Source organism: Ornithinicoccus sp. (genome assembly GCF_057176825.1).
This window is the reverse complement of the sequence record NZ_CM169976.1, coordinates 195,608-222,196: the sequence shown is the minus strand read 5'-3', so window position 1 is coordinate 222,196 and position 26,589 is coordinate 195,608. Positions and strand designations below refer to the sequence as shown.

Sequence of the window (26,589 nt, the reverse complement as noted above, 5' to 3'; positions counted from 1 at the left end):
GGCCCATGGCCATCCTCGTCACCGGCATCAGCGAGCTCATCACCTGCGACCCGACGTTGGAGGGCGCCGACCACAGTGAGGGGCTCGGGCTGCTGCGGGACGCCGCGGTGGTCGTCGGGACGCCGTACGAGGACGCGCCGACGAGCGTGCAGTGGGTCGGCCAGGCCGACCGGGCGCCTGCCGCGGACTGGTCGATCGACCTCGGGGGCAAGGCGGTGCTGCCGGGCTTCGTGGACAGCCACGCCCACCTGGTCTTTGCCGGCGACCGGTCCGCGGAGTTCGCGGCCCGGATGACCGGGACGCCCTACGACGGTGGTGGGATCGCCACGACGGTCGAGGCGACCAGGGCGGCCGACGACGCGACGCTCCGCGACCTCATCGGGGCCCGCGTGGAGGAGATGCGGCGGCAGGGCACCACGACCGTGGAGATCAAGTCCGGCTACGGGCTCACCGTGCAGGACGAGGTCCGGGCGCTGCGGCTGGCGGCGGAGGTCACCGAGGAGGTCACCTACCTGGGCGGGCACGTGGTGCCACCGGAGCACCGGGGCGACCGGTCCGCATACGTCGACCTCGTCGCGGGCGAGATGCTGGCCGCCGCGGCCCCCCACGCCAAGTGGGTCGACGTCTTCTGTGAGCCGGCCAGCCCGCACGCCTTCACCGGGGAGGAGGCCCGGCACATCCTCACCGCCGGCCGCGATGCGGGGCTGGGCCTGCGGGTGCACGGCAACCAGCTCGGGCACGGGCCGGGCGTGCAGCTGGCGGTCGAGCTCGGCGCCGCCAGCGTGGACCACTGCACCTACCTCTCCGACGAGGACGTGGCGGCCCTCGCCGACGGCGACACGGTCGCGACGCTGCTGCCGGGGGTGGAGTTCTCGACGCGCTCGCCCTACCCCGACGCGAGGCGTCTCATCGACGCCGGGGTGCAGGTCGCGCTCGCGACGGACTGCAACCCGGGCACCTGCTACTCCTCCTCGATGCCGCTGATGATGGCGCTGGCCGTCCGCGAGATGGGGATGACCCCGGCCGAGACGGTGCGGGCCGCGACGGTGGTCGCCGCGCAGTCGCTGCGGAGGGAGGACGTCGGCGTCGTGCGGCACGGGGCGCTGGCCGAGATGGCGGTGCTCGATGCGCCGAGCTACCTGCACATCCCCTACCGGGTCGGGGTGCCGATCGCGCACACCCTGCAGGTCTGAGCGACGGCCGGGCCGGGGAGGGGGCTGCGTGCCTCAGGCCCGGGACCAGCGGACCTCGTGGGCGTCGGCGTCCGGCTCGACGTAGCGCACCAGGGCCTGGCCGGTCTCCTCCAGGTCGGCACGGTCCGCGCGGGGGACGGGGCCGAACGGCTGCAACTCCAGCGTGGCCCGCCCCTTCTTCGCGGTGACCGACCACAGGCCGGCGACGAATCCGTCCACCAGGAAGGACGGCAGGAAGTCCCCGTTCTTCTTGGCGACCGCGGCCCGGTGCTCCGGGGGCAGGATCCGGTCGCGTGCGGCATACCCGATGAGGGCGCTGTCCCACCGCGCCAGGAACCGCGGTCGGGCAGGCCCGTCGTCGGCGGGCTCCAGCCCGGCACGGTCCAGCAGGTCCCGGCCGTCCTCGTCCCGGTAGTGCACCAACCGGTCGGCGAGGGCGTCCAACGCCGCCCTGACCTGACCTTTCCGGGACTGGCCGCTCCACTTCATGATGTCCTCGAGCGAGGCGGGTCCGTATGCCGTGAGGTAGCGCTCGATGGTGCCGGTGAGGGCATCCTCGGGGTCGGGCTCGGAGAACTCGCCCAGCCAGCGGCGGGCGACGAGGAACTGCGGGCGGTCGTGCTGCTTCCAGTGTCCGCTCGGCGGGACGTGGACCAGGCTGCCACCGGCCGTGCCGAGCTGGAACCAGGCGTTGCGCACCCCGTCCGGGATCGAGCCGTCAGCATCGACGCCGACGTGCTGCCGGTCCAGGTGGTCGGCGATCTCGGGGCCGGTGTGCGGCTCGGCGCAGAAGGCGCGGACCTCATCGTTCAGCCCGAGCAGGTCCACCCCGGCCCGCTCGGCGCTGGGCCCCCAGGTGGCCAGCCGGGACACCGCCGACGCGCGGTTGAGATCCGGGTATGCCGTGGCGGCGACGATGTGCAGGGTGCTGCGGACCAGCGTGGCCCGCACCACGGAGCGGTCGTCGAGGGCGTCGTCGAGGTCGGTGAGCCGGTGCCCGGTGCGGCGGGACCACAACGCGATGTGGGGCGGGTTGGCGTGCTGGGCCTGCAGCCCGGCCACCCGGTCCACGACCTCGGCGACCGACCCTGCGAACGGTTCCAACAGTCCCTGTCGGCGCAGCGTCGACCGGTTCAGGATCCGCAGCGACAGAACGGTGCTCACCCGTCGACGCTAGCACCCCGGGGCCGATCGGGCGGTGGGTCGTTTTGCGGTCCGCACGGCCAACCTGTCAGGGTTGCCGACGGACCTGAACGCCCGCTGAACAGCCCGAAGGAGCATTCCTTGACTGCCCCACCGCAGCACGAACCGTCCCAGGAGGACCTCATCATGAACAAGGGGTGGGGAGGCGTCCACCCCGGCGTCTTCTGGCCGTCCCTGTCGGTGCTGGTCCTGGCCTGCTTCTTCGCCATCGCCTTCCCCAGCGGCACCGAGGCCGCGCTCCAGACGATCCAGGAGACGATCGTCAGCGGGTTCGGCTGGTACTACGTGGTCATCGTCGCCGTCTTCGTGGGCTTCTCCCTGTGGATGGGGCTGAGCCGCTTCGGCGACATCAAGCTGGGCAAGGACGACGAGGAGCCCGAGTTCGGCGTCGCGGCCTGGTTCTCCATGCTGTTCGCCGCCGGGATGGGCATCGGTCTGGTCTTCTGGGGGGCCGCGGAGCCGCTCACCTTCTTTGCCTCCGACCCCAAGCCGGGGATGCCCGGTGAGGGTGCCGAGCTCGCGCAGAACGCCATGGCGCAGGTCTTCCTGCACTGGGGCTTCCACGCCTGGGCCATCTACGTCGTGGTCGGTCTGGCCCTGGCCTACGCGATCCACCGCAAGGGCCGCCCCGTCTCGATCCGCTGGGCCCTCGAGCCGCTCCTGGGCAACCGGGTCCGCGGTTGGGTCGGCGACGTGATCGACTCGGTCGCGATCGTCGGCACCGTTGCCGGTGTCGCCACCTCGCTGGGCATCGGCGTGCAGCAGATCGCCGCCGGCCTGGAGCACATGGGGGTCGTCGAGGAGTCAACCGACCTGGTGCTCGTCGTGCTCATCGGGGTGATCACCCTCATGGCGACCGCCTCGGTGGTCAGCGGCGTCGGCAAGGGCATCAAGTGGCTGTCCAACATCAACCTGATCATGGCCGGCTGCTTCCTGCTGGCGATCCTGCTGCTCGGCCCGACCCTGTTCCTGCTCCGCGAGTGGATCCAGAACATCGGGGTCTACCTGCAGCAGGTCGTCCAGCTCACCTTCAGCACCAACGCCTTTTCCGGTGACGCGGGGCAGGTCTGGCAGGGCGCGTGGACCACCTTCTACTGGGGCTGGTGGATCTCCTGGGCACCCTTCGTCGGTGTGTTCATCGCCCGTATCTCCCGCGGCCGCACGATCCGCGAGTTTGTGGCCGGCGTGCTCCTGGTCCCGACCTTCGTGACCTTCCTCTGGTTCTCCGTGCTCGGCGGGAGCGCCTTCTACCGGGAGATCTTCGGCGAGGGCGGGCTGGTCGGCACGGACGAGGAGGGCAACCCCTCGGTGGTCCCGGAGAACGTGCTGTTCAACCTGATCGACGGGCTGCCCGCGGCGGGCCTGCTCTCCGGCGTCGCCATCGTGCTGATCACCATCTTCTTCATCACCTCCTCGGACTCCGGCTCGCTGGTGGTCGACATGTTGGCCTCCGGCGGTGACCCGGAGCCGCCCACCTGGAGCCGGGTGCTGTGGTCGTGTCATCGAGGGCACCGTGGCCATCGGTCTGCTGCTGGCCGGTGGTCTGGGCGCGTTGCAGACCGGCGCCATCATCACGGCGTTGCCGTTCAGCGTCATCATGCTCGCCATGTGTTACGCCACCTACCGCGAGCTCCGCAGCGAGCACGCGGCCATGGTGCGCGCCAACCGGCGTCAGGCACGGGCCGAGATGGCCCGGGCGGTCGGCTCGGAGGTGACGAGCGAGCTCACCGACAACTTCCAGGAGCACTTCGGCGAGCCCGTAGAGGAGCACGTCGAGAAGCACGTGGACAAGGTGCTCTCGCGACGCGGCGACACCCCCACCTGAGCGACACCCGCACGTGAACCACGCGTCAGACCGCGGTCGTACCCACCTGTCGACCGCGGTCTGACGCATCCAGGCGACCGATCCGCATACAGTCGGCTCCATGGGTGTGCGAGCGGGCTATCGGTGGCTGCGCGACCACCCGTTCCTCGTCGACCTGGCCACGAGCCTGGCGCTGCTGTTCGTGCTGGTGGCGGGGGCAGGGTTGCCCGCCACCGACTCCTACCTGCTGGTCTCGGCCCTGCAGGTGCTGCCGCTGGCGCTGCGCCGGGTCGAGCCGCTGACCGCGGCCGTGCTGGTCGCCGCGGGATGTCTGGTCCAGGTGGCGTTGATGAGCACCCCGCTCGGCGCGAACGTCGCGGTGCTCATCGTCATCTACAGCGTCGCGGCACACGCCCGGGAGCGGTGGCGGTCGCTGGCCGTGCTGGGCCTGGGCCTGGTCGGATCGGTCGTCGCGGCGGTGGACTGGGTCTTCGCCTCCGAGTACCCCACGTCGGACACGGTGCTGCTGCAGATCCTGCCGTTCGTCGTCGTGCTCGCGATGGCCGTGACGACGGCGTGGGTCCTCGGGGACGTCGTGCGGCGCCGCAAGGCCGTGGTCTCCCGGCTGCGCGAGCAGAACGAGGCGCTCGCCCGGGACCAGGCCCAGCGGGAGGCGCTGGCCGCCTCCGGGGAGCGGGCCGCGATCGCCCGGGAGATGCACGACATCGTCGCCCACTCCCTGTCGGTGGTCGTGGTGCAGGCCGACGGCGGGGCCTACACCGCCCGGGCCGCGCTGGACCGCGCGGCCGCGCAGGGCGGCGACCGGGCGGCGCTGGACCAGGCCGCCCAGACCCTGGAGACCCTGGCGGCGACCGCCCGGGAGGCCCTCGCCGACACCCGCCGGCTGGTGGGGGTGCTGCGGGAGAGCGGCAGCACTGCCGAGTACACCCCGGCCCAGGGCCTGGCGCACCTGGACGACCTCGTCCAGCGGCTGCAGGACTCCGGCATCCCGGTCCGGCTCACGGTGCGCGCCGACCTGGGGCGCCTGTCCCGCGAGGCCGACCTCGCGGCATACCGGGTCGTGCAGGAGTCGCTCACCAACGTGCTCAAGCACGGGGGGCGTGGCGCCGCTGCCGTGGTGGACGTGCTGAGCAACCCCTCGGCGCTGCTGGTGCGGGTCACCGACGACGGGGCGGGGCGGGGCACCGGCGACGGGCAGGGCAACGGGATCATCGGGATGCGCGAGCGGGTCGAGGTGCTCGGCGGCACGCTGTATGCCGGTCCGCGCGCGGAAGGAGGGTTCGAGGTGGTCGCCTCGATCCCGCTGGACCGGGGCGACCCGGAGACAGGAGGACGCTGGGATGGGTGAGGTGTGGTGAACGAGCAGGACACTGCGGCAGCGACAGGTGACGGGCCGGTCCGGCTGTTCCTGGTCGATGACCAGGAGCTGGTCCGCGCCGGCTTCCGGATGGTGCTGGACGCCCAGGAGGACATGACCGTCGTCGGGGAGGCCGGTGACGGGCAGGCCGCGCTGGAGGCGATCCCCGCCGTGCGGCCCGACGTCGTGCTGATGGACATCCGGATGCCGCGGCTGGACGGCGTGCAGGCGACCCAGCGGCTCTCCGACGCCGGCCCGACACCGAAGGTGCTGGTGCTGACCACCTTCGACCTGGACGAGTACGCCTTCGCGGCGCTGCGGGCCGGGGCCGCTGGTTTCCTGCTCAAGGACGCCGGCCCCGCCGAGCTGCTCAGCGCCATCCGGGCGGTGCACGCCGGCGATGCCGTCGTGGCGCCCAGCACGACCCGGCGGATGCTCGAGCGGTTCGTGGAGCACCTGCCGGGGCCCGGGTCCGACGAGCCGTCGGCCGCCGCGCGCGCCGAGGAGCGCCTCGCGGCGCTCACCGACCGGGAGCGCGAGGTGCTGGTCGCCGTCGGTCGCGGCCTGAGCAACTCCGAGATCGCGGGCGAGCTGTTCCTGGCCGAGGCCACGGTGAAGACCCACATCGGTCGGATCCTGCACAAGCTGGGCCTGCGCGACCGGGTCCACATGGTGATCACCGCCTACGAGACCGGACTCGTCGGCCCCTAGCCAATTTTTGCCGAGGTTTTGTCCGCCCTTCCCGGATTTTTGGCGTGGTTCTGCACAGGGAGGACGCATGACACTGCGCGCCGACGGCAGCAAATCCGCTACGAAGATGCGGGTCGAGACGGCAAACCCGCTACGAAAATTGGTCCACCCCCGGTATGACGAGGGGTGCGTCCGGCGTCGTAGCGGGCACTGCGCAGGTCCAGTCCGCGGGCCGACGACGGGGCGGGGGTGCCCTCCATAGCGTTGCTGGCATGACCGAAACCCTGATCCCGACCGGTGCCCCGAGCGCTGGCACGGCGCTGGCCGCCAGCGCGACCGACCTGACCAAGACCTACGGCGCCGGTGAGACCGCCGTGCGCGCCCTGGACGGCGTGGACGTGCAGATCGAGGCGAGCCGCTTCACCGCCATCATGGGCCCGAGCGGCTCGGGCAAGTCGACCCTGATGCACCTGCTGGCCGGGCTCGACACCCCGACCTCGGGCCGGGTGTTCCTGGGCGATGTGGAGTTGACCGACCTGAACGACACGGCGCTGACCAGGCTGCGGCGATCGCGGGTCGGCTTCGTCTTCCAGTCCTTCAACCTGCTGCCGACCCTCACGGCCGAGCAGAACATCGTCTTGCCCCTGCAGCTCGCCGGGTCGCAGGGGGACCCGGCGTGGCTGCGGTCGGTGGTGACCGGGTTGGGGCTGGAGGACCGTCTCGCGCACCGTCCGGGGGAGCTCTCCGGCGGGCAGCAGCAGCGGGTCGCCCTGGCCCGGGCGCTGGTCACCCGACCGGACGTGGTGTTTGCCGACGAGCCCACCGGCGCGCTGGACTCCCGCACCGGGGCCGAGGTGCTGAGCCTGCTGCGGCGCAGTGTCGACCGGTGGGGGCAGTCTGTGGTGATGGTGACGCACGACCCCGTCGCCGCCGGGTATGCCGACCGGGTGCTGCTGCTCTCCGACGGCCGCGTGGCCGACGAGATCGAGGACCCGACGCCCGAGCACGTGCTCGAGCGGCTCGCCGGGCTGGGCACGCGATGAGTGCCGGCGCACGCGGCGCCGGGGCGGGCACCGGGATGCTCGCCGTCGCGGGACTGCGGGGCCACGCCCGCCGGCTGGGGGCGACGGTCCTGGCCGTCATGCTCGGCGTGGCCTTCGTGACCACCACGTTGCTGGCCCTGAACGCCCTGAACAGGGGCGTCCAGGACACCGTCGCGGGCGCGGTGGCCGGGCGCGACCTCGTGGTGACCGACGGGGCCGAACGGCTCGCCCCGGAGACCGTCGGGGCGCTGCGCGAGCTCGAGGGCTTGGACGTGGTGGACGTCTCGGCGCGGGTCTACGGGACGGGCGCCGAGGACGCGCCGATGCTGGCCACGACCATGCCGCAGGGCACCGGGGCCGCCCTCCTGGAGGGCCGGGCACCGACCGGGACGCAGGAGGTCGCGGTCTCCGCCGACTACGCCCGCGCCTCCGGTGCCGGGGTGGGCGACACCGTCACCTTCACCCCCTATCCCCTGGCTGAGGAGGAGACCGGTGCCGCAGGCGAGCCGGGGCCGGTCAGCCCCACGATCGTCGGGGTGGTCGAGGTCGGCGACGACCCGCGTCTGGCCTGGCAGGACGTCGTCGTGGCCGCCGAGGAAGCGCTGCCCGTCTGGAGCGGAAACGTGGAGTTCGAGCACGTCGCGCTCGACCTGGCGGGTGCCGGCGAGGAACGGGCGCGCGCGCAGATCGAGGAGGCGGCGCCGGGGTCGACGGTGCGCACGGGGGCGCAGGAGGCGGCCGCCCGCGTCGAGGCGGTCACCGGCGGGACGGACCTGCTCGGCCCGGTGCTGCTCGGGTTCGGTGCCGTCGCCCTCGCCACGACCGCGCTGGTCATCGCCAACACCTTCACCATCGTCCTGGCCCAGCGCACCCGGGAGCTCGCCCTGCTGCGCTGCGTCGGGGCCAGCCGCGGCCAGGTCCGCCGGACCGTGTTGCTGGAGGCGCTGCTGCTCGGCGCGGTCGCCTCGACCCTCGGGGTGCTCGCCGGGGTCGGCGTCGTCGCCGCGGCGGCCTCCGTCGTCGGCGAGGTCGACCTCGGGATGCCGATCGAGCTGGCGCTGGTGCCCAGCACGACCGCCCTGGTCGCGCCCTGGCTGGTCGGCCTGGTGGTCACGATGGCGGCGGCCTGGTGGCCCACCCGCCGGGCGACCCGCGTGGCGCCGTTGACCGCGCTCCAGCCGGTGGGCACCCCGGCCGCGGCCTCCCGTCCCGGCGTGGCCCGGATCGTGGGCGCCGTGGGCTTGGTCGGGGCCGGCGCTGCGGCCCTGGGGTATGCCGTGGCGGAGCGGTCGGTGCCGATCGGGGTCCTCGGCGGGCTGCTCAGCTTCGTCGGGGTGCTGGTCGGCGCCGTCTTCCTGGTGCCGGCTGCGATCCGGGTCCTGGGCGTGCCCGCCCGGGCGGCCGGCGTGCCCGGGCGGCTCGCGGTCGGCAACGCGGTGAGCAATCCCGCCCGGGTCGCGGCGACCAGCGCGGCCCTGCTCATCGGGGTCACCCTCATCACCATGACCTCCGTGGGGGCCGCCTCGGCGGCCCGGACGGCGGACCAGGAGATCAACGCCAGCTTCCCGCTGGACGTGGCCGTCCAGGCAACCTACGACTGGTCGCAGGTCACGGACGGCCAGGTCCCGGACGAGAGTGCGCTCCGCGCCCTCGGGCCGGCGGTGGTGGATCAGGTCGACGCCCTCGACGGGGTCGAGGTTGCCGCCCCGCTGCCGGGGGCCCTCCTGGAGCTCGCGGAGGGCGACGGCGCGATGCTCACCCAGGCCCCCGCATACGGGGTGGACCCGGCCGGCCTCACGCCGGCGCTGCGGGACCCCGCGGTGCTGGACGGGCTGCGACCCGGCACCCTGGGGATGCCCCGGGACGAGTTGCGCGCCTACGGGCTGAGCGAGGGGCAGACGATGACCCTCACCGGACCGGCGGGGAGTCGCGAGGTCACCCTCGTGGCGGCCAGTCTGGGCCACGGTTGGCTGGTCCCCGCGCCGACGCTGGAGGAGCTCGCCCCGGACGCGGGCACCGCCGGGGTCGCGATCCGGCTCGCGGACAACGCCGACGTCGGCGCGGTGGTCACCGACATCCGCGGGGTCGTGGAGCCCGAGGGTGCCTGGGTCGACGGGGCGGCCGCCCTGCGGGCCGAGATGGAGAACGTGCTGCGGGTCCTGGTGCTCGTCACGACCGGCCTGCTCGGGGTCGCGGTCCTCATCGCGGTCGTCGGCATCGCCAACACGCTGGCCCTGTCGGTGCTGGAGCGCACCCGCGAGAACGCGCTGGTCCGCGCCCTGGGGCTGACCCGGCGCCAGCTGCGGGCGATGCTGACCACCGAGGGGCTCCTCGTGGCGGTCGTCAGCGCGGTGCTGGGGGTGGCGCTGGGCACGACCTACGCCTGGCTCGGCGTGCAGACCCTGATGCCGGACGACACCCCCGTCGTGCTGGGGGTGCCGTGGGGCGAGCTGGCCGCGGTCCTGGGGCTGGCGGTCGTGGCGGGCCTGCTGGCCTCGGTGCTGCCGGCCCGACGGGCCGCGCGGATCGCCCCGGCCGCGGGGTTGGCGGTGCCCTGAGCCGTATGCCGTGAGTCGTGTGCCGTATGCCGTGAGCCGGCCGGGTGGGTCAGCCCAACCGGCCCTCACTCAGCCGGTGGTCGACGGCGTCGGGCGCGCGCTGCCGGGACCGTCATGCGATCTCGGTCTTGCAGAACCGGGGCCATAGCGCAGGAAGCGCATGACACTGCGCGCCGACGGCAGCAAATCCGCTACGAAGATGCGGGTCGAGACGGCAAACCCGCTACGAAAATTGGCCCGCCCCGTGCCGACCGTCACTCACCCGGTCGCCGCCGATCCACACTCCGGCCAGGTCGGCGGGGCCGGCCATCGCGAAGATCCGGGCGAGGGCGTTGTCGGCGTCGGGTGCGTGCCGCAGGCCGACGTCGAGGGTGCTGCCCTGCGCCGGGCGCACCCACACGGCGTCGAACTGCCGCCCGGGGGAGAGGTCGCCGACCTCCTCGCCGAGCCCGAGCGACTCGGCACCGGCGCGGGTGGCCAGCCAGAGCAGGTGCGCCGGGGTGAGCGGCAGCCCCTGCTCGCCGAGCAGCTGCTGGGCGAAGTAGGCCTGCAGCCCCTCCTTGAGCATCGCAGAACCCGGTGCCCGCGCCCACGTCGGAGCCGAGCGCCACCCGCACCCCGTGCTCGACGTGGCGGCGCAGCGGGAACAGCCCGCTGCCCAGGGCCGCGTTGCTGGTGGCGCAGTGCGCCACGGTGGCGTCCTGGTCGGCCAGCACCGCCAGCTCCCGGTCGGACGGGTGCACGTTGTGCGCGAGCACGCTGCGGGACCCGACCAGCCCGTGCCGGTCGTAGGTGTCGACGTAGTCGTGGGCGTCGGGGAACAGCTCGGCCACGGTCGCGACCTCGGCGGGGTTCTCGTTGACGTGGGAGGTGAACCAGGAGCCGGGGACGTCCTTGAGCAACGCCCCGCAGGCCTCCAGCATCGGGTCGCTGGCCGAGAGGCGAGAACCGGGGGGTCACGGCATACCGCGGCCCGACCCGTCCCGTGCCAGCGGTCGGCGCAGCGCCCGGGACCCTCGGCGTAGGCCCGCTCCGGGGTCGGTGAGCAGTTCGGCCGGCTCCAGGATCCGGTCGCTGAGCACCAGACCTGCGGTGATCCGCAGCCCGGTCGCGCGCGGCCTCGCTGAACACCTCGTCGACGGCCGGGGCGAAGTGCGAGCCGAAGACCAGCGCCGTCGTCGTGCCCGGCGTCCACCAGGCCGCGCACGAAGTCGGCGGCCACGCCCCGGGCGTAGCCCGCGTCGGCGAGCCGGGCCTCCTCCGGCAGCGCGCAGTGCGTCGAGCCAGTCCAGCAGCGGCATCCCCGAGCCCGGCGATCGACCCGGACCTGCGGGAAGTGCACGTGCGTGTCGACGAAGCCGGGCAGCAGCACCCCGTCGCGCAGGTCGCACCACCTCGCGCGTCCGGGTGGTCCGCGCTGACCTCGGCGAACGGCCCGCGCGCCACGATGGCGCCGTCCTCGCACGAGCAGCGCCGGCGTCGTCGTCGGAGCGCAGCGTGCCGCCGGTGAACGGGCTCTGCGGGGTGTCCAGCACCCGGGCCCGGTAGAGCGTGGTCACCGGGATCCCTGCCGTATGCCGTGGGGCGCCTGTGCGAACGCCGGCACCAGGGCGGCGGCCACGCTGACGCGCGATCGTCGCGGGGTCCTTGCCGCTGATGTCGAGGGCACGCCGATCGGGGGTGGTGATCCGGGCCAGGTCGTCCTCGGTCGTGCCCCTCCTCGGCGAGCTTCTTGCGGAACCGGGCCCACTTGGCGCGACGAGCCGATCAGGCCGATCGAGCCCAGGTGGGTGCAGCGCAGCGCGACGTCGCACAGGGCGGCGTCCTCGCCGTGGTCGTGGGTGAGCACCAGCACGTGGGTGCCGTGCGGCAGCCTGGCGCGGCAGCACCAACTCGGGCACGGCGGGCGTGGTGGCACGTGCACGCGGCGCCGGGCAGTCGCCCAGCGCGGCGAGACGCTCGGGGGCGACCTGGTCGGCGCGGCTGTCGACCAGGTAGAGCTCCAGGTCGTGGCCGGGACAGGATCCGGGCCAGCTCCATGCCCGACGTGGCCCATCCCGAAGATCGCGACGGCGGCCGGACCACCGGGAGCGGCTCCAGCAGGAGGCGTGACCTCACCGCCGCAGCACTGCATACCGTGCTCGGTTGACTGCCTTGCTCGGTGAGCCCGAGGGTCCATCTCCTCCGGCGTCGGCGCGCTCGCCGGTGCAGCATCTCCCGGGCCCGCTGCGATCGCGGTCTCCTCCAGGTTCCCGCCGCCCATGCCGAGTCGTGGACCTCCCGGGCCGTCGACCACCATCTTGGCGCCGGCGTCCCGCGGCGCGTGCCCGCGCACGGTCGACGACCGTGACGAGCACCGCGGGCGGTGCGGGAGGCGCGCAGCCGGGTGACGGCCTGCAACCAGGTGGCCACGACCTACTCCGCGGTGAGGGCCGGCTGTGGCGCCGGTTGCGGGGCGGAGGCGGAGGCTGCGGCGGCAGGGCGGACCTGCCCGGGGGCGGCGACGGGCGCGGCCTGCCCGGCGGTGTGCCGGGTCTGCGGCTCGGCCTCCTGCTGGGCGGCGTCGAGCGCCCAGTAGACGGCCTCCGGGGTGGACGGGGCAGCCGAGCTCGGTCGGACGGTCCTGCGGACTGGCCGAACGACGCCGCACGCCTTGCCGCAGCGCCTCCCGGACCGCGAACGCCAGCATCAGCGGCGGCTCGCCCGACGGCCTTGCCGCCGTAGACCACGCCGCTCCTCGTGGGCGTCGCGCGAAGAGCGTCGACGTTGAACTCCTCGGGCATCTCCGAGAACGCTCGGCAGCTTGTAGGTGCTGGCCGCCTGGGTGAGTCAGCCGGCCCCGGTGCGGGCCGTCGGAGGTGTCCCAGCGCAGCTCCTCCAGGGTCAGCCAGCCGGCGCCCTGCACGTAGCCGCCCTCGACCTGACCGAGGTCGATCAGCGGGGACAGGCGAGTCGCCGACGTCGTGCACGATGTCGACGCGCCGGGTGCGGTAGGCGCCGGTGAAGCCGTCGACCTCGACCTCGGTGACCGCGGCGCCGTAGGCGAAGTACTTGAACGGCTCGCCGCTGCATGCGTCTCGGCGTCCCAGTGCAGCCCCTCGGTCCGGTAGTAAGCCGGCCGCGGACAGCTGGACCCGCTGGAAGTAGGCGGCGTGCGACCAGCTCGTCCCAGGTCAGCGCTTCTCCAGCGCCCGAGGCCGGTGACGCTGGCCGTCGCTCGAAGCGGCACGTCGGTGGGGTGCACGCCCCAGCTGGCCGGCGGCGACCTGCGCGTCAGCCGCTCGAGGATCTGCTCGCAGGCGTTCTGCACCGCACCGCCGTTGAGGTCGGCGCCGGAGCTGGCCGCGGTCGCGGAGGTGTTGGGCACCTTGTCGGTGCGGGTCGGGGCGAGCCGGACCTTCGCTCAGCGGCACGCCGAGGGCGGTGGCGGCCACCTGCAGCATCTTGGTGTGCAGGCCCTGGCCCATCTCGGTGCCGCCGTGGTTGATCAGCACCGAGCCGTCCTTGTAGACGCAGCACCAGCGCGCCGGCCTGGTTGAACGCCGTGAGGTTGAAGGAGATCCCGAACTTCACCGGCGTGGCCGCGATCGCCCGCTTGGCGTGCTCGTGGGTGCTGCGTTGAACTCGCGCGACCGCGGCCGACCGGGCCGCGAAGTCGCTCGTGCTCGCATGACCTGCGTCCCAGATCTTGTGCATCCGCTCGGCGTGCCGGACGGGCTGTCCGTATGGCGTGGTCTGCGCCGGGGGCGTAGAAGTTGCGTTCGCCGGATCTCGCTCGGCGGTCAGCCCGAGCGGCGGGGCGACCCGGCCGAGCAGGTCCTCCATCACCAGCATGCCCTGCGGGCCGCCGAAGCCGCGGAACGCGGTCTGGGAGGTCTTGTTGGACTTGGCGACCCGGCCGTGCACCTCGATGTTCGGGACCCAGTAGGCGTTGTCGATGTGGCACAGCGCCCGGGCCAGCACCGGCTCGGACAGGTCCAGGCTCCAGCCGCCGTCGGCGGTGATGGTGGCGCGCAGCGCCACGGATCCGGCCGTCGTCGTCGAAGCCCGGCCTCCCAGGTGGCGTGGAACGCCGTGCCGCTTGCCGGTCATCGTCATGTCCTGGGTGCGGTTCAGCCGCACCCGCACCGGGCGGCCGGTCAGCGTGGCGCCCAGCGCGGCGATCGCGGCGTAGCCGTGCGGCTGCATCTCCTTGCCGCCGAAGCCGCCGCCCATCCGCAGGCACTGCACGGTGACCTCGTGGCTGTGCAGGCCCAGCACGTGCGCCACGATCTCCTGGGTCTCCGAGGGGTGCTGGGTGCTGGACTGCACGAAGACCTGGCCGCGCCTCGTCGACGCAGCGCCAGCGCGGCGTGGGTCTCGAGGTAGAAGTGCTCCTGCCCGCCGAACTCGAACTCGCCGGTGAACACGGTGCGCCGAGTCGTCCATGGACGGCGTCGACGTCGCCGCGGGACAGCGTGCTTGCGCGGCGCCCTGGAACGCTGCCGGCGTCGATGGCCTCGCGCACCGTGACCAGCGGCGGGCAGCACCTCGTAGCTCGACCTCGACGGCCGCGGCGCCCAGCCGGGCCGCCTCCAGCGTCTCGCCGAGCACCCACGCCACCGCGTGTGCCCATAGTAGCATGACCTCGGTGGGGAACAGCGGCTCGTCGTGCTTGACGCCGGCGTCGTTGACCCCCGGGACGTCCTCGGCGGTGAGCACCCGCACGACGCCCGGCACCTCCAGCGCGGGCTCGACGTCGCAATCGCGGTGACGCGGGCGTGGGCGTGCGGTCGCCTGGACCGGGTAGGCGTGCAGCGCTCCGGGCGCTGCGGCCGACCAGGTCGTCGGTGTAGAGGGCCGCGCCGGTGACGTGCACGGCGCGCGCTCTCGTGCGGGATCTCGAGCCCGACGGACCGCGTGACTGCGGGGCGTTGGCGACAGGTGGCTCATGCTCCGACCTCCTCAGGTGTGGACTCGGCGTAGAGCTTGCGCAGCGAGGCTCTGCTCGAGCATCGCGGCGCGGTAGCGGGCACTGGCGCGGTGGTCGTCCATCGGGGTGCCCTCGGCCGCCAGCAGGGGACGGCCGCGGCGGACGCGTCTCCAGCGTCCCAGGGCCGGCCCTCGCAGCGCCTCCTCGGTCGTCGCAGGGCGCGCATCGGCGTGGCGGCCACGCCGCCCAGCCCGATCCGGACCTCGCTGCACCACGCCGTCGACGACGTCGGCGGCGATCGCCGACCGCGACCGCTGGAGATGTCGTCGAAGCGGCGCTTGGCGATCTTGTGGAACGCGGTCGTGCCGGCAGCAGCGGCAGCGGGATGCGCACCGCGCGCGATCAGCTCGCCGCGGCTCGCGCACGGTCTCGCCGGTAGCCGGTGAAGTAGTCCGCCAGCGGCACCTCGCGGGTCGCCGCGCGACCGAGGCCAGCACCAGCGTCGGCGTCGAGCGCCAGCAGCACCGGCGGCGCTGTCCCCGATCGGGCAGCCGGTGCCCAGGTTGCCGCCGAGCGTGGCGCCGTTGCGGATCAGCCGGGAGGCGAACTGCGGGAACAGCGCGTCCAGCAGCGGCACCGCGGCCGTCGAGGCCGCCGCTCGATCTCGGAGAGCGTGAGCGCGGCACCGAGCTCGATCGTGCTCGGTGCCGCTCGGTGAAGGTGCGCAGCTCGGGGAGCCGGTCGATCGCCACGACCAGCGGCGCGACGCGGTGCCCCGGATGTTCGACCTCGACGCCGTAGTCGGTGGCGCCGGCCACCAGCGGTGGCGTCCGGCTCGCTCGCGCGAGCAGCCTCCAGCGCCTCGGCGAGGTCGGCGGGCCGCACGAAGCGCGCCCTCGTCCGTCGTGCATGGTCGGTGGCGACCGGCGGCGGGGCGGGCTCGCTCGCGCCGCCGGGCCATCGGGTCGTCCTCCGTCAGGCGACCCGACGGCGTACGCGGCGTCCCGGATCGGGCGGTAGCCCGTGCACCGGCACAGGTTGCCGCTGAGGGCGTGCAGGTCGAACCCGTTCGGGCCGGTCTCGTGCTCGTCCTTGCCCTCGTGCCCCGCCGAGCCCGGGCAGCCGCCCTCGGCGGAGCCGCAGCGGCCGGGCCGGTAGAACTCGGCGGCCATCGCTGCAGACGAAGCCGGGGGTGCAGTAGCCGCACTGCGAGCCGCCGCGCACCGCCATCTCCTGCTGCACCGGGTGCAGCGCCGCCGCGGCGGACGAGGCCCTCGGAGGTGACGACCTCCTGCCCGTCCAGCGACGCCGCGGGGACCAGGCAGGAGTTGACCGACGGTCCAGCGGGTGCCGCCGTTCTCGTCCGGCGCGGGCCACCAGGACCGCGCACGCCCCGCACTCGCCCTCGGCGCAGCCCTCCTTGGCGCCGGTCAGGCCCTGGTCGCGCAGCCAGTTGAGCGCGGTGGTGTGCGGCCTGACCCCGTCGAGGGAGGCCTGGTTGCCGTTCACGGTGGCGTGCAACGCTGTCATCGCTCCTGCTCCTCTGTCGCCCATCATGTCACTCCGAGCCGATCGTCCGCTTGCGGGCGGAGTGGATCGGGTTCGCCCCGGCCACCAGGTCATCGAACCGGTGACCGGCGATCTTCGCCACCTCAACGAGTGCGGCGGCGTGCTCCTGCACCTCCGGGTTGCCCATCCTCTCCCAGCCGCCCCGCAGCAGGTCCTCGACCGAGGTCTGCTCGCGCACGCAGATGATGAGCGGGAAGCCATAGTGCTCGCGGTAGGCCGCGGCGAGCTCGGACATCTCCTCGTGCTCCTCGTCGGCGAGCCGCTCCAGCCCCAGCGAGGACTGGTCGCGCAGCGAGTCCGGGTTGCGGTGCCCGCCCGCGGCGCCGAGGTCGGGGTAGCTGTTGATCAGGTCCAACTGCTCCTCGGTGGTGGCGGTGAACAGCGCCTCCTGGAAGGCACGGCGCAGGTCCACCGTGTCGGAGAACGGCCGCAGCCCGTAGGCGCGCTCCACCGGCCAGGTCGGGCCCTGGAAGATGCCGCCGAAGGTCTCGGTGAAGTCCTCCTCGCCCATGGAGTTGACCTGGTCGAGCCGGATCAGGTCGCCGGGGGTGCCGGCCACGGCGGGGCCGTAGCTCTTGCCGACGTGGAAGAAGACGAAGTTGAGGGCGATCGCGGTGATGCTGCCGATGGTGATGCCGCTGCCGAAGAGGATCTCGGCCCAGCTCGGCACCGACTGGGCGACCTCCGGGACGGCGGTGACGTACATCGCCAGGCCCAGGCTGCTGCGCCACGATCACCACGTTGCGGTGGTCGTCGAAGTCCACCTTGGACAGGGTCTGGATGCCGACCACGCGCGACGGTGGCGAACATCGCCAGCGCGGCGCCGCCCAGCACCGGGTGCGGGATCCCCGCGACCAGCGCACCGGCCTTGGGCAGCACGCCCAGGACGATCATGATCACGCCGGCGGCGGCGACCACGAAGCGGCTCCGGATCGCGGGTGAGCCGGACCAGGCCGACGTTCTCGGCGAAGCAGGTGTAGGGGAAGGAGTTCAGGACGCCACCGATGGTGGTGGCCAGGCCGTCGGCCCGCAGCGCCCGGGCGATGTCGTCCTTGGTGATCCGCTTCTTGACGATCTCGCCGGTGGCGAACACGTCACCGGTGGTCTCCACCGCGGTGATCAGCATGACGATGATCATCGAGACGATCGCGGCGAAGGAGAACTTCGGCCAGCCGAAGTAGAACGGGGTGGTGACCCCGAACCAGTCGGAGGCTCGCCGACGGCGTCGAAGGTGGCGTCGCCCAGGGTCACAGGCCACGAAGGTGCCGATGACCAGGCCCGGCCAGCACCGCGATCGTGGCCATGAAGCCCTTGAAGACGCGCTGGATGACCACGATCAGCAGCAGCGTGCCCGAGGGCGTAGGCCAGGTTGCGCAGGTTCGTGGGCTCGAAGTGGGCCGCGCCGCCGGCGGCGTCGGTGGCCGCGACCGGGAGCAGCGCCAGGCCGATGATGGTGATGACCGAGCCGGTGACCACGGGCGGGAAGAACCGGATGAGCGCGGCTGAAGTAGGGCGCGATGAAGAAGGTGAACAGGCCCGGCCACGATGACCGCGCCGTAGATGACGAGCAGGCCCGTCGGTGCCTGCCGCCGGCCGCCAGGCCGATCGCGATCATCGGCGACACGGCGGTGAAGGTGACGCCCTGCAGCAGCGGCAGCTTCACGCCCGACCTTCCAGAAGCCGACCGACTGGATGATCGAGGCGATCCCGCAGGTGAACAGGTCGGCGTTGATCAGGTGGATGAGCTGCTCGGTGGTCAGGCCGATCGCGTTCGCCAGCAGGATCGGCACCACCACGGCCCCGGCGTAGAACGCGAGGACGTGCTGGGTGCCGTAGATGGCAAGCTTGGGGACCGGCAGGACCTCGTCCACCGGGTGGGTGGCGCGGGGTGCGGTCTCGACAGAGTCGGGGGATGCAGCAGGGGATGAGGTGGAGGACATCGTTGGCACTCCTCGGACCGCGATCGTGACTCGATGCGGCACTACGTACTGTGGCAGCTGGTCCGAGCCGGCTGAGCCGGCGTATACCGCCATGCGAAAATCAGATTCCGCTGAGGGGATAATGTAGAGAGGGTTGCGGCGTCCGTCAAGGGGTCGGAATATCGCGTGCGGGCCGACGGCCCACGGCACTAGCCTCGGGCCGCATGAGCCCCACCGCACCGGACCGATCCACCGCCTCAGGGTGATGAGGCGACCCTCCTCACGGCATACGTCGCGTTCCTGCGCGACACGTTGCGGATGAAGGCCGAGGGGCTGGACGCGGCGCAGCTGGACACCCGGCACCCGCCCTCCGAGCTCGACCCTCGGAGGGCTGCTCAAGCACCTGGCGCTCGTCGAGAACTGGTGGTTCTCCTGCGTGTTCCTCGGGGAGGAGGAGTCCGAGCCGTGGGCCGGGGTCGACTGGGACGCCGAGCCACGACTGGGACTTCACCAGCGCGGCCCACGAGACGCCGGAGGAGCTGCTCGCCCGCTTCGACGCCGCGGTCGCCGCCTCCGAGCGGGTCACGGCGGACGCGCTCGCCCGGCCGCAGGGCCTGGACGCGGTGGCGGCCCGCGCGGCCCCGTGAGGGGGAGCCGGTCAACCTGCGCTACATCCTGCTCCACATGGTCGAGGAGTACGGCAGACACTGCGGGCACGCCGACCTCATCCGGGAGTCGATCGACGGCGCGACGGGCGAGTAGCCGCGAGGAGCTCACGACCGATCCGGGCCAGGTGGTCCCGGACCTCCGCCGGCTCGAGCACCTCGACCAGGCCACCCCAGCCCGCGAGGTTGCGGGCCAGGTCCAGGGCCGTCGGCGCGCCGAGCCGGAACCGGGCGCGACCTGCCGGGGCGCCCTCCTCCCGGACCACGTGCCGGCCGAACTGGTGCGCCAGGACGTCGGCGAACTGCTCCTGCACCAGCACCGTGGTCCAGGTCCGGGACCGGCGCGCCTCGACCTCCTCGACCACCTGCGCCCAGGCCGCCTCGAGGGTGGCCGGGTCCGGGCGCGCGAACGGTCGCGTCGGTGGTGTGCACGGAGGTGACGCGGTCCACCCGGAAGGTGCGGGGACCGCGGTCGGTGCCGGCCACGACATACCAGGTCTCGTCCTTGTCGACGACGACCCACGGGTCGATCCGGCGGCTGCTGGTCTCGCCCCTGGCGTTGCGATAGCCCAGGTCGACCGACCGGGCCCGGATCACCGCCGACCGCAGCTCGTCCACGACCGCGGGGCGGGGCCGGGCGGTCTCACCCCACCGGGTGGGGTCGGTCAGCGTCGCCCCGGCGGCAGCCTGGGCCTCCCGACCGGAACGTGCTCGGCAGCGCCTGCACCAGTTTGCGCACCGCGCCCTTCGCCTCCTCCGAGGCGGCGGCCGTGGGGCCGACGAGGAGGAACAGCGCCTCCGCCTCCGGTGCGGTGAGCCCGCTCAGGTCGGTGCGTGCTCCCCCCACCAGGGACCAACCGCCACCCCGTCCGGCCTGCGGATAGACGGGTATGCCGGCGCTCGCCATCGCCTCCAGGTCGCGGCGGGCCGTGGCGAGGGAGACCCCGAGCTCGTCCGCGAGCTGGGCGGCCGTGACCCTGCCGCGCTGCTGGAGCACCAGCAGCGCCGCGACGAGCCGGTCCGCGCGCATCTCGGAATCGTGTCACGAAAAGTAGTCAGAAGGTGAGCACTTTCGACGCCAGAGTGGGGTGACGAGGTCAACCGACACCGATGAGGAGAAGCACCATGCTGCGAGGACTGAGCACGATCGTCTACACCGCCGAGGACGTCGCGGAGGCGGCGGACTGGTATGCCGGAGTGTTGGGCACGCAGCCCTACTTCCGCCGCCCCGAGGAGGGCCCGCCCGCCTACGTGGAGTTCCGGATCGGCGACTACACCCACGAGCTCGGCATCATGGACCGCCGCTACTGGCCCGAGGACGGCGCCGCCGACGGCCCAGGCGGTGGCGCCTCGGTGGCCTACTGGGCCGTCGACGACGTGAGGTCCGCCCACCGTCGGCTGCTCGACCTGGGGGCCGCCGGGCTGGAGCCGGTCACCGAGCGCGGGCCGGGTTTCGTCACGGCGTCGGTGCGGGACCCGTTCGGCAACGTGCTCGGGATCATGGAGAACCAGCACTACCTCGACGTCCTCGCGGCGCGCAATCCCTGACGGGCCCCGCGACGTACTCTCAACCATGGCCGGACCTTCCCGCGCGGACCGGGCCGACGACGCCGCCCTGCTGGCCGGGTTGGCGCTGGAGGACCCTGCGGTCTGCGCCGCGTTCGTCCGGCGGTTCCAGGGCGCCGTTTTCGGCATGGCCGTCGCGATCACCCGGGACCCGGGGTTGGCCGAGGACGTCAGCCAGGAGGTCTTCGTCCGGGCCTGGCGGGCGGCGGGCAGCTACGACGTCCGGCGGGCCTCGGTCCTGACCTGGCTGCTGACCATCACCCGCAACGCGGCGATCGACGCGGTGCGCACCCGGCGCGCGGTGCCGACCGAGGAAGCGTTCCTGACCCAGTTGGTGCAGGACACCCTGACCGAGCCCGACCTCGCCGAGACCGCGCTGCACCGGCTGGAGACCGCCCGGGCGGTGCGCGGGCTGCACCGGATCGCCCCCGACCAGGCCCGGGCCGTCGTGCTCGCCGTGATCGGTGGGTGCACCGCAGCCGAGGTGGCCGACCGTGAGGGCATCCCGCTCGGGACCGCCAAGACCCGGATCCGCACCGGGCTGCGCAGGCTGCGTGAGGCCGCCCTGGCCTCCGAGGACGAGGGAGGCGCGCCGTGACGTCGACCGGACACCCGGGGGGCGACGTCATCCTGGACCTGGCGCTGGGCCACGGCGCAGGTCCGTCCGAGGACGCCCTCGTGGAGCACCTGGCCGGGTGCGCCGCCTGCCGTCGGGAGTACGACGATCGTCGCCGCCGCGATCGAGCAGACGCTGGTGGCGGTCCCCAGGGTCGCTCCGCCGCCCAGCTTCGGCTCCCGCGTGCTGGCGGCGCTGGCCCACGAGGAGGTCTCCGATCCCGTCGCGGAGGGTCGACCCAGGTGGTGGGGGCGTGCCTGGCCGGCGGTCGCCGCGGGCGTCGTCGGGCTGGTGGCCGGTGCAGCCCTTGCCATCGGTGCCGTCGGCGGGGGAGCCCCGCAGGCGGATCCGCCGTCGACGCCCTCGGCCACGGCGACGGTGACGCCGGAGCCCGGGGCGCTGCTCACGGCCGACGGGACCACGGTCGGCAGGGTCGCGCCCAGCATCGCCGACGGGCAGGAGGTGTGGGTGGTCGAGGTGACCGACGGCCCGCCGGGCGCCAGCTACACCTGCCGGCTGGTGCTCGCCGACGGCTCCCGTGCCGACGTCGGCACCTGGCAGCTGGATCCCGACCGGGTGAACAGCTGGGTCGTGTCCGGCCCGGCAGGTGAGGTCGAGGCCGTCGAGCTGGTCGGGGAGTCCGGGCAGGTCTGGTCGACCGCGCGCTGGTGAAGGGCGGGACCCCCGTCGCCTAGTGTGGGCGCAGGACAGCCCCGAACGAGGAGATCCGATGCCCCGCACCCGACGTGCCCCGTATGTCGTCGCCGGACTGACGCTCGCCGTGCTCGGCCTGACCGGGTGCAGCCGGGAGGTGTCCGCGGGCGACCTTGAGGACAGCATCCGCGACGAGGCGCAGGGCCAGGGGCTGCAACTGGAGTCGGTCGACTGCCGGGACGGGCTGCCCCCGGAGGTCGGGGCGACCGTCATCTGTGACGTCGAGATCGTCGGTGTCGACGAGGCGGGCGAGCAGGTGGACCGGATCCGGGTGGAGGCCGTCGAGGTGATGGACGACGAGGTGCGGTACAGCCTGGAGCCGCTGGCGGTGGGCGACCCCGACTGACTCCGGGCTCAGGGGCCGAACAGGTTCACCCAGACCACGAGCAGCACGGCGAGCCCCACGATGGTCAGGGACACCGAGAGGGTGACCTTGCGCCAGGCCCGCGGCAGCGCCCAGGGGAGGGCCAGGATCAGCGCCAGGGCGCCGGGCACCATGAGGACGAAGGCGAAGATCCGGCGGTTCCCGTGTGGGTCTGGCCCCTCCTCGACCGGCGGACTGGCCAGCACCGCCCAGACGCAGACGAGGATGAAGGCCGTCGCCAGCACGCTCACCAGGATGGCGAACGGACGGTAGGGCTCCGGCCTCGGGGCGTCGGTGCGGGGGCGCGTGTCCTGGTCGGGCATCGGCTCACATCCTCAGGGAGATGCTGTAGGCCACCAGTGCCAGCGCCAGCACGGCAACGACAGTGAGCGAGTAGCGGACCCGGCGTCCCGGCGCGAATGCCAGGGGGAGGACGAGGCAGAAGACCAGCCCCGCGGGCACCAGGAGCATGAGTCCGCCGATGAGCACGTACCCGTGGACGTCCCCGTCCGTCGAGAGACTCAGCACGACGAACGAGGCCCCCACGGCCGTCGGCACGGCGGTGAGCACTGCAACGACGGCCGCGACGATCCGGCCCGGGGACATGCGAGGGGCCGGTGGCTGACCGTGATCCCCCTGGCTCATCCGGACAGTGTGTCAGGCCAGCCGGTGGCGCAGGCCGCTCGCCCGCTGCACCCGGCGGTCGACCGCCGCCCGGACCACGGACTCGGAGCCGACCACCCGGACGGTGGTCTGCGCGCGGGTGACGGCGGTGTAGAACAGCTCCCGGGTGAGCAGGCGGGACTCCGCGTCGGGCAGCAGCACGGTCACGACGTCGGCCTGGCTCCCCTGGCTCTTGTGGATCGTCATGGCGTGCATCGTGTCGACGTCGGAGAGCCGGCTGGTGGCCAGTTGCACCGTGCCGGAGGCTCCCGCGATCACGGCGTTGGTGCCCGGCGGGGCCGACCCGCCCGTGGCGCCCGGGCCGGGGGCGGGTGGCCGCACCACGACCCCGGTGTCCCCGTTGTAGAGACCGAGACCGTAGTCGTTGGCGGTCACCAGCAGGGGTCTGCCGGGATACATCGGCTCCCACAACGGGTCGCCGGTCTCCTCGGTGATCCACTGCTCGACGCGCCGGTTCCAGGTGCGCACCCCGAACGGGCCGGCCCGGTGGGCACAGAGCAACCGGTGGCGCTCCAGCGCCGCGAGCGCCCCGGCCGGGTCGCCCCGGAGGGCGTGCTCCCGTAGGGAGATCGCGGCGGGCAGGAGGTGGGGGCGCAGCGCCTCGGCGGCCTCGAGCGCGTCGTCGACCTCGACGAACTGCACAGCCTCGCCGCCCGTCCGCAGCGCCTCCAGGACGGCCGTCGGCGTCGCCCGCGCGCAGCGCGTCGGCCAGGGCCCCGATCTCCCGGCCGTAGCGGTGCGCGGTGCGCAGCGCGGCCACCGGCGAACTCGTCGGTGCGTCGTCTCCCAGGCCTGCGACCAGGTCGGACAGCACGGCACCGGCCTCGACGGAGGCCAGCTGGTCGGGGTCCCCGACCAGCACCAGGCGGGTGTCCGGGCGCAGCGCCTCCAGGAGCCGGGCCATCATCGTCAGCGACACCATCGAGGTCTCGTCGACCACGACCACGTCGTGCGGCAGCCGGTTGGTGCGGTCGTGGCGGAAGCGGGTGCCGTTGTCCGGGCCGGACCCCGAGCAGCCGGTGCACGGTCGAGGCGGTGAGGGGGCCCAGCCGGTCCCGGTCGGTCGCGGGCAGGTGGGCCGAGGCCTCGGCCACGGCGCCCTGCAGCCGGGCGGCGGCCTTGCCGGTGGGGGCGGTCGAGCGCGATCCGCAGCGGCGGGTCGCCGGCGTGCTCGGCCTGCTCGGCGAGCAGGGCCAGCAGCCCGGCCACGGCGGTGGTCTTGCCGGTGCCCGGACCTCCGGTCAGCACGGTCGTCCACTGCCGGGCGGCCTGGAGCGACGCGGCGCGCTGCTCGGCATACCCGGCGTCGGGGAAGACCCGCACCACCCCCGCGTCCAGCACCGTCTCGTCGACGGTCGGTGCCGGCCGGGAGGCCCGGTCGGCCAGGTCCTGCGCCACCTGCACCTCCTGCTGCCGGTAGCGGTCCAGGTAGAGCAGGTCGAACTCCCAGCGCAGCACCCCTGCCTCGACCAGCGGACTGGCCGCGACCGCCTCGGCCCACTCCTGCGGATCCGGCCAGGGGAGTCCGGCGGGCGAGGGGTCCGGCGCGAGGTCCCCGACCTCGGTGAGGCCGGCCACGGCGGCGAGGGCCACGCACACGGACCCGAGCCGCACGGCACGGGTCGCCAGTGCCACGGCCAGCAGGACGCGCTCGTCATGCTCCTCGCCCAGCACCCCGAGCCGACGGGCCACGTGCACGTCGGCCGCGGTGAGGACGCCCGCGTCGTTGAACTCCCGCAGCAGGCCGTCGGCCGTCAGCGCGAGCCGGCGGTCGAACTGGTCGGCGGGATCGGTCAGCTCGCTCATCCCGTCCCCTCCGTCAGGTCGGATGCGGGGGTGACCCCGTCCAGCAGGTCCGACAGTTCGAGCACGAGCGCGGTCGGCGGACGCCAGGAGAAGACGCCCGTCGGGTGCCCGTCGACCACGGGCGTGCCCGGGCCGCACATGCCGCGCAGGTAGAGGTAGAGCACGCCGCCCAGGTGCCGGTCTGGGTCGTAGCCCGGCTGCCGCCACCGCAGGAACCGGTGCAGCACCACGGCATACAGGAGGGCCTGGAGGGGGTAGTCGGAGTGGCCCATCGCCGCGGCCAGCGCCTCCGGACGATAGTCGTATGCCGTCAGCTCGGTGTCCGCCGTGCCCAGCCAGTTGGTCTTGTAGTCGACCACCAGGTAGCGGTCGCCCACGCGCAGCACGACGTCGACCGACCCGGTGAGGTAGCCCCGCAGCACCTGGTCGGCGAGCAGCGGCTGGGTCTCCAGCAACTCGGCGTACGGGCATGAGCGGGTCGTCGTCCGGCAGGTGCCGGCGCAGCAGCCTGGCGATGTCACCCAGTCGGACCGTCGCCGCGTCGTAGTCCACCCGGTCGCCGCCCGCGAGCGGCAGCTCGAACTCCATCTCGGGCAGCCGGTCGGCGAGGCCGATCCCGCGCAGCGTGGCGTCGCCCGCCAGCGGGCCGAGCGGGCTGTCGCACACCTGCACCAGGGCGTCGGCGAGCGCGTCCCGGTCGAGCGACACCGGCCAGCGGACCAACTGCTCCCCGATCTGCTCGAGCAGCTCCTGGCGGCAAGTCGGCGGCGCCGGGATCGGCCTCCTCGAGGACCCCGTGGACCAGCGACCCGAAGGTGGCGCCGACCGGGAGCCCGGCCATCGGCGAGGGCACGGTCAGGGTGGGGTCGGGGAGCAACGCGTCGGGAGCGGGCAGGTCGCTGACCGGCAGCTCCGCGGGTGGCTCGTCCTCGCGTGGCGGCTCCTCGGGCTCGCTGCCCACCGCGTCGGGACGGTGATCGGCCTGCTCCAGGGCGCGGCTCAGCGCGGAGTAGGAGGTGCGCCGCCAGTCGGTGTCGACCTGTCGGCCGAACTCGCGCACGCCCAACTCGTCGGTGGTCGTGGGCAGGTCCGCCGCGACGGGGTCGGCGATCACCGACGGCTCGATGGACGGCCCGCCCGCCGCGGCCCACGCGGCGAGGGCCTGCGCGGCCTCGTCGTCGGAGGGGGTGTGGGTCACGTCGGACACCTCGGTGACCCCGGCCGTGCGCCCGAGCAGGACGCGGTGCAGCGCGGAGGCCGGCAGTGTTGGTGTTGGGGGCCCACCAGGCCACCACCTGGGACTGGGCCCGGGTCAGCGCGACGTAGAGCAGTCGCAGGGACTCCCCGGCCTCCTCGGCGCGGTGCCGCGCGACATGCTCGGCGAACGTGTCGGGGTCGGGCCCGCCGACGTCGAGAGAGCGCAGCCGCTCCGGCTCGGGGCCGTGGAACAGGGGGATGTCGATGGACCTCGGCAGGTGCCGCTCGGACAGGTAGGGCAGGTAGACGACGGGGTACTGCAGCCCCTTGCTGCCGTGGATGGTGACCAACTGGACGGCCGCGGCGTCGCTGTCGAGCCGCCGGGTCCGTGAGCTGGTCCCCGCGGGGCGGCCCTCGGCCATCTGCTGCCGCAGCCAGGTGAGCAGGGCGACCAGGCCGAGCTGGCCGGTGACGGCAGCCTCGTGCAGCGCCTGGGCGGTGTGCCGCAGATCGGTGAGGCGGCGCTCCCCGTCGGCCCGGTCGAGCACCCGGGCGGGCAGGCCGTCGATGGTGGCGGCCTCCATCACCGCGGCGACCCCGCGCCGGTCGAACAGCTCGCGCCCAGTCGCGCAGCCGGTCGGGCGACCGCGTCGGTGAGGGCATCACCGCGGGCATCGAGGTCCTCGGCCGTGTGGCCCAGGAAGGCGG

Annotated in this window: 27 protein-coding genes and 9 pseudogenes; 11 read left to right on the top strand and 25 right to left on the bottom strand. The window is 73.5% G+C overall.

Annotation, left to right across the window (positions count from 1 at the left end; translation table 11 throughout):
• Positions 1-5: 5 nt before the first annotated feature.
• The gene (gene hutI, locus AC1QRC_RS01185) at positions 6-1,193 is read left to right on the top strand and encodes an imidazolonepropionase (RefSeq protein ID WP_484205039.1); all 1,188 of its coding nucleotides are present in this window, start codon (positions 6-8) and stop codon (positions 1,191-1,193) included.
• A 33-nt stretch (positions 1,194-1,226) separates the two neighbouring features.
• On the opposite strand, the gene AC1QRC_RS01180 is transcribed toward hutI, so the two are convergent.
• Positions 1,227-2,357, bottom strand: coding sequence for a winged helix DNA-binding domain-containing protein (locus AC1QRC_RS01180; RefSeq protein WP_484205038.1), 1,131 nt, complete (start codon positions 2,355-2,357; stop codon positions 1,227-1,229).
• A 120-nt stretch (positions 2,358-2,477) separates the two neighbouring features.
• Here AC1QRC_RS01180 and AC1QRC_RS01175 point away from each other — a divergent pair, with 120 nt between their 5' ends.
• The 5 genes from AC1QRC_RS01175 to AC1QRC_RS01155 all read left to right on the top strand — a co-directional run bounded on the left by AC1QRC_RS01175 (position 2,478) and on the right by AC1QRC_RS01155 (position 9,869).
• A complete protein-coding gene (locus AC1QRC_RS01175; protein ID WP_484205037.1) occupies positions 2,478-4,238 on the top strand; it encodes a BCCT family transporter in 1,761 nt (586 codons plus the stop codon).
• An 83-nt stretch (positions 4,239-4,321) separates the two neighbouring features.
• Positions 4,322-5,569, top strand: a complete 1,248-nt coding sequence (locus AC1QRC_RS01170; RefSeq protein WP_484205036.1) for a sensor histidine kinase — start codon at positions 4,322-4,324, stop codon at positions 5,567-5,569.
• 6 nt (positions 5,570-5,575) lie between these two features.
• A complete protein-coding gene (locus AC1QRC_RS01165) occupies positions 5,576-6,289 on the top strand; it encodes a response regulator transcription factor (RefSeq protein WP_484205035.1) in 714 nt (237 codons plus the stop codon).
• A gap of 251 nt (positions 6,290-6,540) precedes the next feature.
• Positions 6,541-7,311, top strand: a complete 771-nt coding sequence (locus AC1QRC_RS01160) for an ABC transporter ATP-binding protein (protein WP_484205034.1) — start codon at positions 6,541-6,543, stop codon at positions 7,309-7,311.
• Positions 7,308-9,869 carry an ABC transporter permease gene (locus AC1QRC_RS01155; RefSeq protein ID WP_484205033.1) on the top strand — a complete coding sequence of 854 codons (2,562 nt, stop codon included), beginning with the start codon at positions 7,308-7,310 and terminating at the stop codon, positions 9,867-9,869. Before AC1QRC_RS01160 ends, AC1QRC_RS01155 begins: the two co-directional genes overlap by 4 nt.
• A 223-nt stretch (positions 9,870-10,092) precedes the next feature.
• On the opposite strand, the gene AC1QRC_RS01150 is transcribed toward AC1QRC_RS01155, so the two are convergent.
• The 13 genes and pseudogenes from AC1QRC_RS01150 to AC1QRC_RS01090 form a co-directional block, all read right to left on the bottom strand.
• Positions 10,093-10,437, bottom strand: a complete 345-nt coding sequence (locus tag AC1QRC_RS01150) for an amidohydrolase family protein (RefSeq protein ID WP_484205032.1) — start codon at positions 10,435-10,437, stop codon at positions 10,093-10,095.
• Positions 10,438-10,504: 67 nt separating this feature from the next.
• Positions 10,505-10,792 (bottom strand): annotated as a pseudogene (locus AC1QRC_RS01145) (amidohydrolase family protein); the annotation flags it as partial.
• A 33-nt stretch (positions 10,793-10,825) separates the two neighbouring features.
• Positions 10,826-10,951 (bottom strand): hypothetical protein, encoded by a 126-nt coding sequence (locus AC1QRC_RS01140; RefSeq protein ID WP_484205031.1) that lies wholly within the window; start codon positions 10,949-10,951, stop codon positions 10,826-10,828.
• Between the two features lie 473 nt (positions 10,952-11,424).
• Entirely contained in the window at positions 11,425-12,774 is a 1,350-nt protein-coding gene (locus AC1QRC_RS01135) for an XdhC family protein (protein WP_484206716.1), read from the bottom strand.
• Between the two features lie 106 nt (positions 12,775-12,880).
• Positions 12,881-12,997 (bottom strand): annotated as a pseudogene (locus tag AC1QRC_RS01130) (hypothetical protein); the annotation flags it as partial.
• 143 nt (positions 12,998-13,140) lie between these two features.
• Positions 13,141-13,236 (bottom strand): annotated as a pseudogene (locus AC1QRC_RS01125) (molybdopterin cofactor-binding domain-containing protein); the annotation flags it as partial.
• Positions 13,237-13,706: 470 nt separating this feature from the next.
• Positions 13,707-14,801: pseudogene (locus AC1QRC_RS01120) on the bottom strand (molybdopterin cofactor-binding domain-containing protein); the annotation flags it as partial.
• Between the two features lie 382 nt (positions 14,802-15,183).
• Positions 15,184-15,306, bottom strand: a complete 123-nt coding sequence (locus AC1QRC_RS01115; protein WP_484205030.1) for a hypothetical protein — start codon at positions 15,304-15,306, stop codon at positions 15,184-15,186.
• 450 nt (positions 15,307-15,756) lie between these two features.
• A complete protein-coding gene (locus tag AC1QRC_RS01110) occupies positions 15,757-16,311 on the bottom strand; it encodes a 2Fe-2S iron-sulfur cluster-binding protein (RefSeq protein WP_484205029.1) in 555 nt (184 codons plus the stop codon).
• Positions 16,312-16,339: 28 nt separating this feature from the next.
• A complete protein-coding gene (gene uraD / locus AC1QRC_RS01105) occupies positions 16,340-17,056 on the bottom strand; it encodes a 2-oxo-4-hydroxy-4-carboxy-5-ureidoimidazoline decarboxylase (RefSeq protein ID WP_484205028.1) in 717 nt (238 codons plus the stop codon).
• 285 nt (positions 17,057-17,341) lie between these two features.
• Positions 17,342-17,569, bottom strand: a pseudogene (locus tag AC1QRC_RS01100) (solute carrier family 23 protein); the annotation flags it as partial.
• A complete protein-coding gene (locus AC1QRC_RS01095) occupies positions 17,485-17,826 on the bottom strand; it encodes a hypothetical protein (RefSeq protein WP_484206715.1) in 342 nt (113 codons plus the stop codon). The pseudogene AC1QRC_RS01100 and the gene AC1QRC_RS01095, both read right to left, overlap by 85 nt.
• Before the next feature lie 104 nt (positions 17,827-17,930).
• Positions 17,931-18,290 (bottom strand): annotated as a pseudogene (locus AC1QRC_RS01090) (solute carrier family 23 protein); the annotation flags it as partial.
• A 402-nt stretch (positions 18,291-18,692) separates the two neighbouring features.
• On the opposite strand from AC1QRC_RS01090, the gene AC1QRC_RS01085 reads away from it, so the two are divergent.
• Complete coding sequence (locus AC1QRC_RS01085; protein ID WP_484205027.1) at positions 18,693-19,031, top strand: mycothiol transferase; 339 nt, start codon at positions 18,693-18,695, stop codon at positions 19,029-19,031.
• Here AC1QRC_RS01085 and AC1QRC_RS01080 read toward each other — a convergent pair.
• The 3 genes and pseudogenes from AC1QRC_RS01080 to AC1QRC_RS01070 form a co-directional block, all read right to left on the bottom strand.
• A complete protein-coding gene (locus AC1QRC_RS01080) occupies positions 18,994-19,425 on the bottom strand; it encodes a helix-turn-helix transcriptional regulator (protein ID WP_484205026.1) in 432 nt (143 codons plus the stop codon). The genes AC1QRC_RS01085 and AC1QRC_RS01080 overlap by 38 nt on opposite strands.
• A pseudogene (locus tag AC1QRC_RS01075) lies at positions 19,421-19,531 on the bottom strand (WYL domain-containing protein); the annotation flags it as partial. The gene AC1QRC_RS01080 and the pseudogene AC1QRC_RS01075, both read right to left, overlap by 5 nt.
• Before the next feature lie 46 nt (positions 19,532-19,577).
• Positions 19,578-19,964: a helix-turn-helix transcriptional regulator gene (locus AC1QRC_RS01070; protein WP_484205025.1), complete on the bottom strand. Its 387-nt coding sequence runs from the start codon at positions 19,962-19,964 to the stop codon at positions 19,578-19,580.
• Between the two features lie 95 nt (positions 19,965-20,059).
• Here AC1QRC_RS01070 and AC1QRC_RS01065 point away from each other — a divergent pair, with 95 nt between their 5' ends.
• The 4 genes from AC1QRC_RS01065 (at position 20,060) to AC1QRC_RS01050 (ending at position 22,176) form a co-directional block, all read left to right on the top strand.
• The gene (locus tag AC1QRC_RS01065; protein ID WP_484205024.1) at positions 20,060-20,482 is read left to right on the top strand and encodes a VOC family protein; all 423 of its coding nucleotides are present in this window, start codon (positions 20,060-20,062) and stop codon (positions 20,480-20,482) included.
• Between the two features lie 25 nt (positions 20,483-20,507).
• Positions 20,508-21,098: an RNA polymerase sigma factor gene (locus tag AC1QRC_RS01060; protein ID WP_484205023.1), complete on the top strand. Its 591-nt coding sequence runs from the start codon at positions 20,508-20,510 to the stop codon at positions 21,096-21,098.
• Between the two features lie 156 nt (positions 21,099-21,254).
• Positions 21,255-21,788 carry a hypothetical protein gene (locus AC1QRC_RS01055; RefSeq protein WP_484205022.1) on the top strand — a complete coding sequence of 178 codons (534 nt, stop codon included), beginning with the start codon at positions 21,255-21,257 and terminating at the stop codon, positions 21,786-21,788.
• Between the two features lie 58 nt (positions 21,789-21,846).
• Positions 21,847-22,176, top strand: a complete 330-nt coding sequence (locus AC1QRC_RS01050) for a DUF4333 domain-containing protein (RefSeq protein ID WP_484205021.1) — start codon at positions 21,847-21,849, stop codon at positions 22,174-22,176.
• An 8-nt stretch (positions 22,177-22,184) separates the two neighbouring features.
• Here AC1QRC_RS01050 and AC1QRC_RS01045 read toward each other — a convergent pair whose 3' ends face one another.
• From AC1QRC_RS01045 to AC1QRC_RS01010, 8 genes and pseudogenes are all read right to left on the bottom strand, one after another.
• Positions 22,185-22,517: a hypothetical protein gene (locus AC1QRC_RS01045; RefSeq protein WP_484205020.1), complete on the bottom strand. Its 333-nt coding sequence runs from the start codon at positions 22,515-22,517 to the stop codon at positions 22,185-22,187.
• A gap of 4 nt (positions 22,518-22,521) precedes the next feature.
• Positions 22,522-22,839 (bottom strand): hypothetical protein, encoded by a 318-nt coding sequence (locus tag AC1QRC_RS01040; RefSeq protein ID WP_484205019.1) that lies wholly within the window; start codon positions 22,837-22,839, stop codon positions 22,522-22,524.
• A gap of 12 nt (positions 22,840-22,851) precedes the next feature.
• Complete coding sequence (locus tag AC1QRC_RS01035; protein ID WP_484205018.1) at positions 22,852-23,520, bottom strand: ATP-binding domain-containing protein; 669 nt, start codon at positions 23,518-23,520, stop codon at positions 22,852-22,854.
• A 97-nt stretch (positions 23,521-23,617) separates the two neighbouring features.
• Positions 23,618-23,818, bottom strand: a pseudogene (locus tag AC1QRC_RS01030) (AAA family ATPase); the annotation flags it as partial.
• Positions 23,788-24,684, bottom strand: a complete 897-nt coding sequence (locus tag AC1QRC_RS01025) for a hypothetical protein (RefSeq protein ID WP_484205017.1) — start codon at positions 24,682-24,684, stop codon at positions 23,788-23,790. The gene AC1QRC_RS01025 and the pseudogene AC1QRC_RS01030, both read right to left, overlap by 31 nt.
• Complete coding sequence (locus AC1QRC_RS01020; protein WP_484206730.1) at positions 24,681-25,139, bottom strand: hypothetical protein; 459 nt, start codon at positions 25,137-25,139, stop codon at positions 24,681-24,683. Before AC1QRC_RS01020 ends, AC1QRC_RS01025 begins: the two co-directional genes overlap by 4 nt.
• A gap of 62 nt (positions 25,140-25,201) precedes the next feature.
• Positions 25,202-25,882: a hypothetical protein gene (locus tag AC1QRC_RS01015; RefSeq protein ID WP_484206729.1), complete on the bottom strand. Its 681-nt coding sequence runs from the start codon at positions 25,880-25,882 to the stop codon at positions 25,202-25,204.
• Between the two features lie 154 nt (positions 25,883-26,036).
• Positions 26,037-26,303: pseudogene (locus AC1QRC_RS01010) on the bottom strand (3'-5' exonuclease); the annotation flags it as partial.
• Positions 26,304-26,589: the final 286 nt, after the last annotated feature.

Coding starts and splice junctions, on each gene's coding strand:
- AC1QRC_RS01070 (WP_484205025.1), bottom strand. CDS start 19,964: ATGCGCGCGGACCGGCTCGTCGCGGCGCTGCTGGTGCTCCAGCAGCGC.
- AC1QRC_RS01170 (WP_484205036.1), top strand. CDS start 4,322: ATGGGTGTGCGAGCGGGCTATCGGTGGCTGCGCGACCACCCGTTCCTC.
- AC1QRC_RS01040 (WP_484205019.1), bottom strand. CDS start 22,839: ATGAGCCAGGGGGATCACGGTCAGCCACCGGCCCCTCGCATGTCCCCG.
- AC1QRC_RS01155 (WP_484205033.1), top strand. CDS start 7,308: ATGAGTGCCGGCGCACGCGGCGCCGGGGCGGGCACCGGGATGCTCGCC.
- AC1QRC_RS01060 (WP_484205023.1), top strand. CDS start 20,508: ATGGCCGGACCTTCCCGCGCGGACCGGGCCGACGACGCCGCCCTGCTG.
- hutI (WP_484205039.1), top strand. CDS start 6: ATGGCCATCCTCGTCACCGGCATCAGCGAGCTCATCACCTGCGACCCG.
- AC1QRC_RS01150 (WP_484205032.1), bottom strand. CDS start 10,437: ATGCTCAAGGAGGGGCTGCAGGCCTACTTCGCCCAGCAGCTGCTCGGC.
- AC1QRC_RS01080 (WP_484205026.1), bottom strand. CDS start 19,425: ATGTCGTGGCCGGCACCGACCGCGGTCCCCGCACCTTCCGGGTGGACC.
- AC1QRC_RS01025 (WP_484205017.1), bottom strand. CDS start 24,684: ATGAGCGAGCTGACCGATCCCGCCGACCAGTTCGACCGCCGGCTCGCG.
- uraD (WP_484205028.1), bottom strand. CDS start 17,056: ATGTACGTCACCGCCGTCCCGGAGGTCGCCCAGTCGGTGCCGAGCTGG.
- AC1QRC_RS01110 (WP_484205029.1), bottom strand. CDS start 16,311: ATGACAGCGTTGCACGCCACCGTGAACGGCAACCAGGCCTCCCTCGAC.
- AC1QRC_RS01050 (WP_484205021.1), top strand. CDS start 21,847: ATGCCCCGCACCCGACGTGCCCCGTATGTCGTCGCCGGACTGACGCTC.
- AC1QRC_RS01065 (WP_484205024.1), top strand. CDS start 20,060: ATGCTGCGAGGACTGAGCACGATCGTCTACACCGCCGAGGACGTCGCG.
- AC1QRC_RS01160 (WP_484205034.1), top strand. CDS start 6,541: ATGACCGAAACCCTGATCCCGACCGGTGCCCCGAGCGCTGGCACGGCG.
- AC1QRC_RS01045 (WP_484205020.1), bottom strand. CDS start 22,517: ATGCCCGACCAGGACACGCGCCCCCGCACCGACGCCCCGAGGCCGGAG.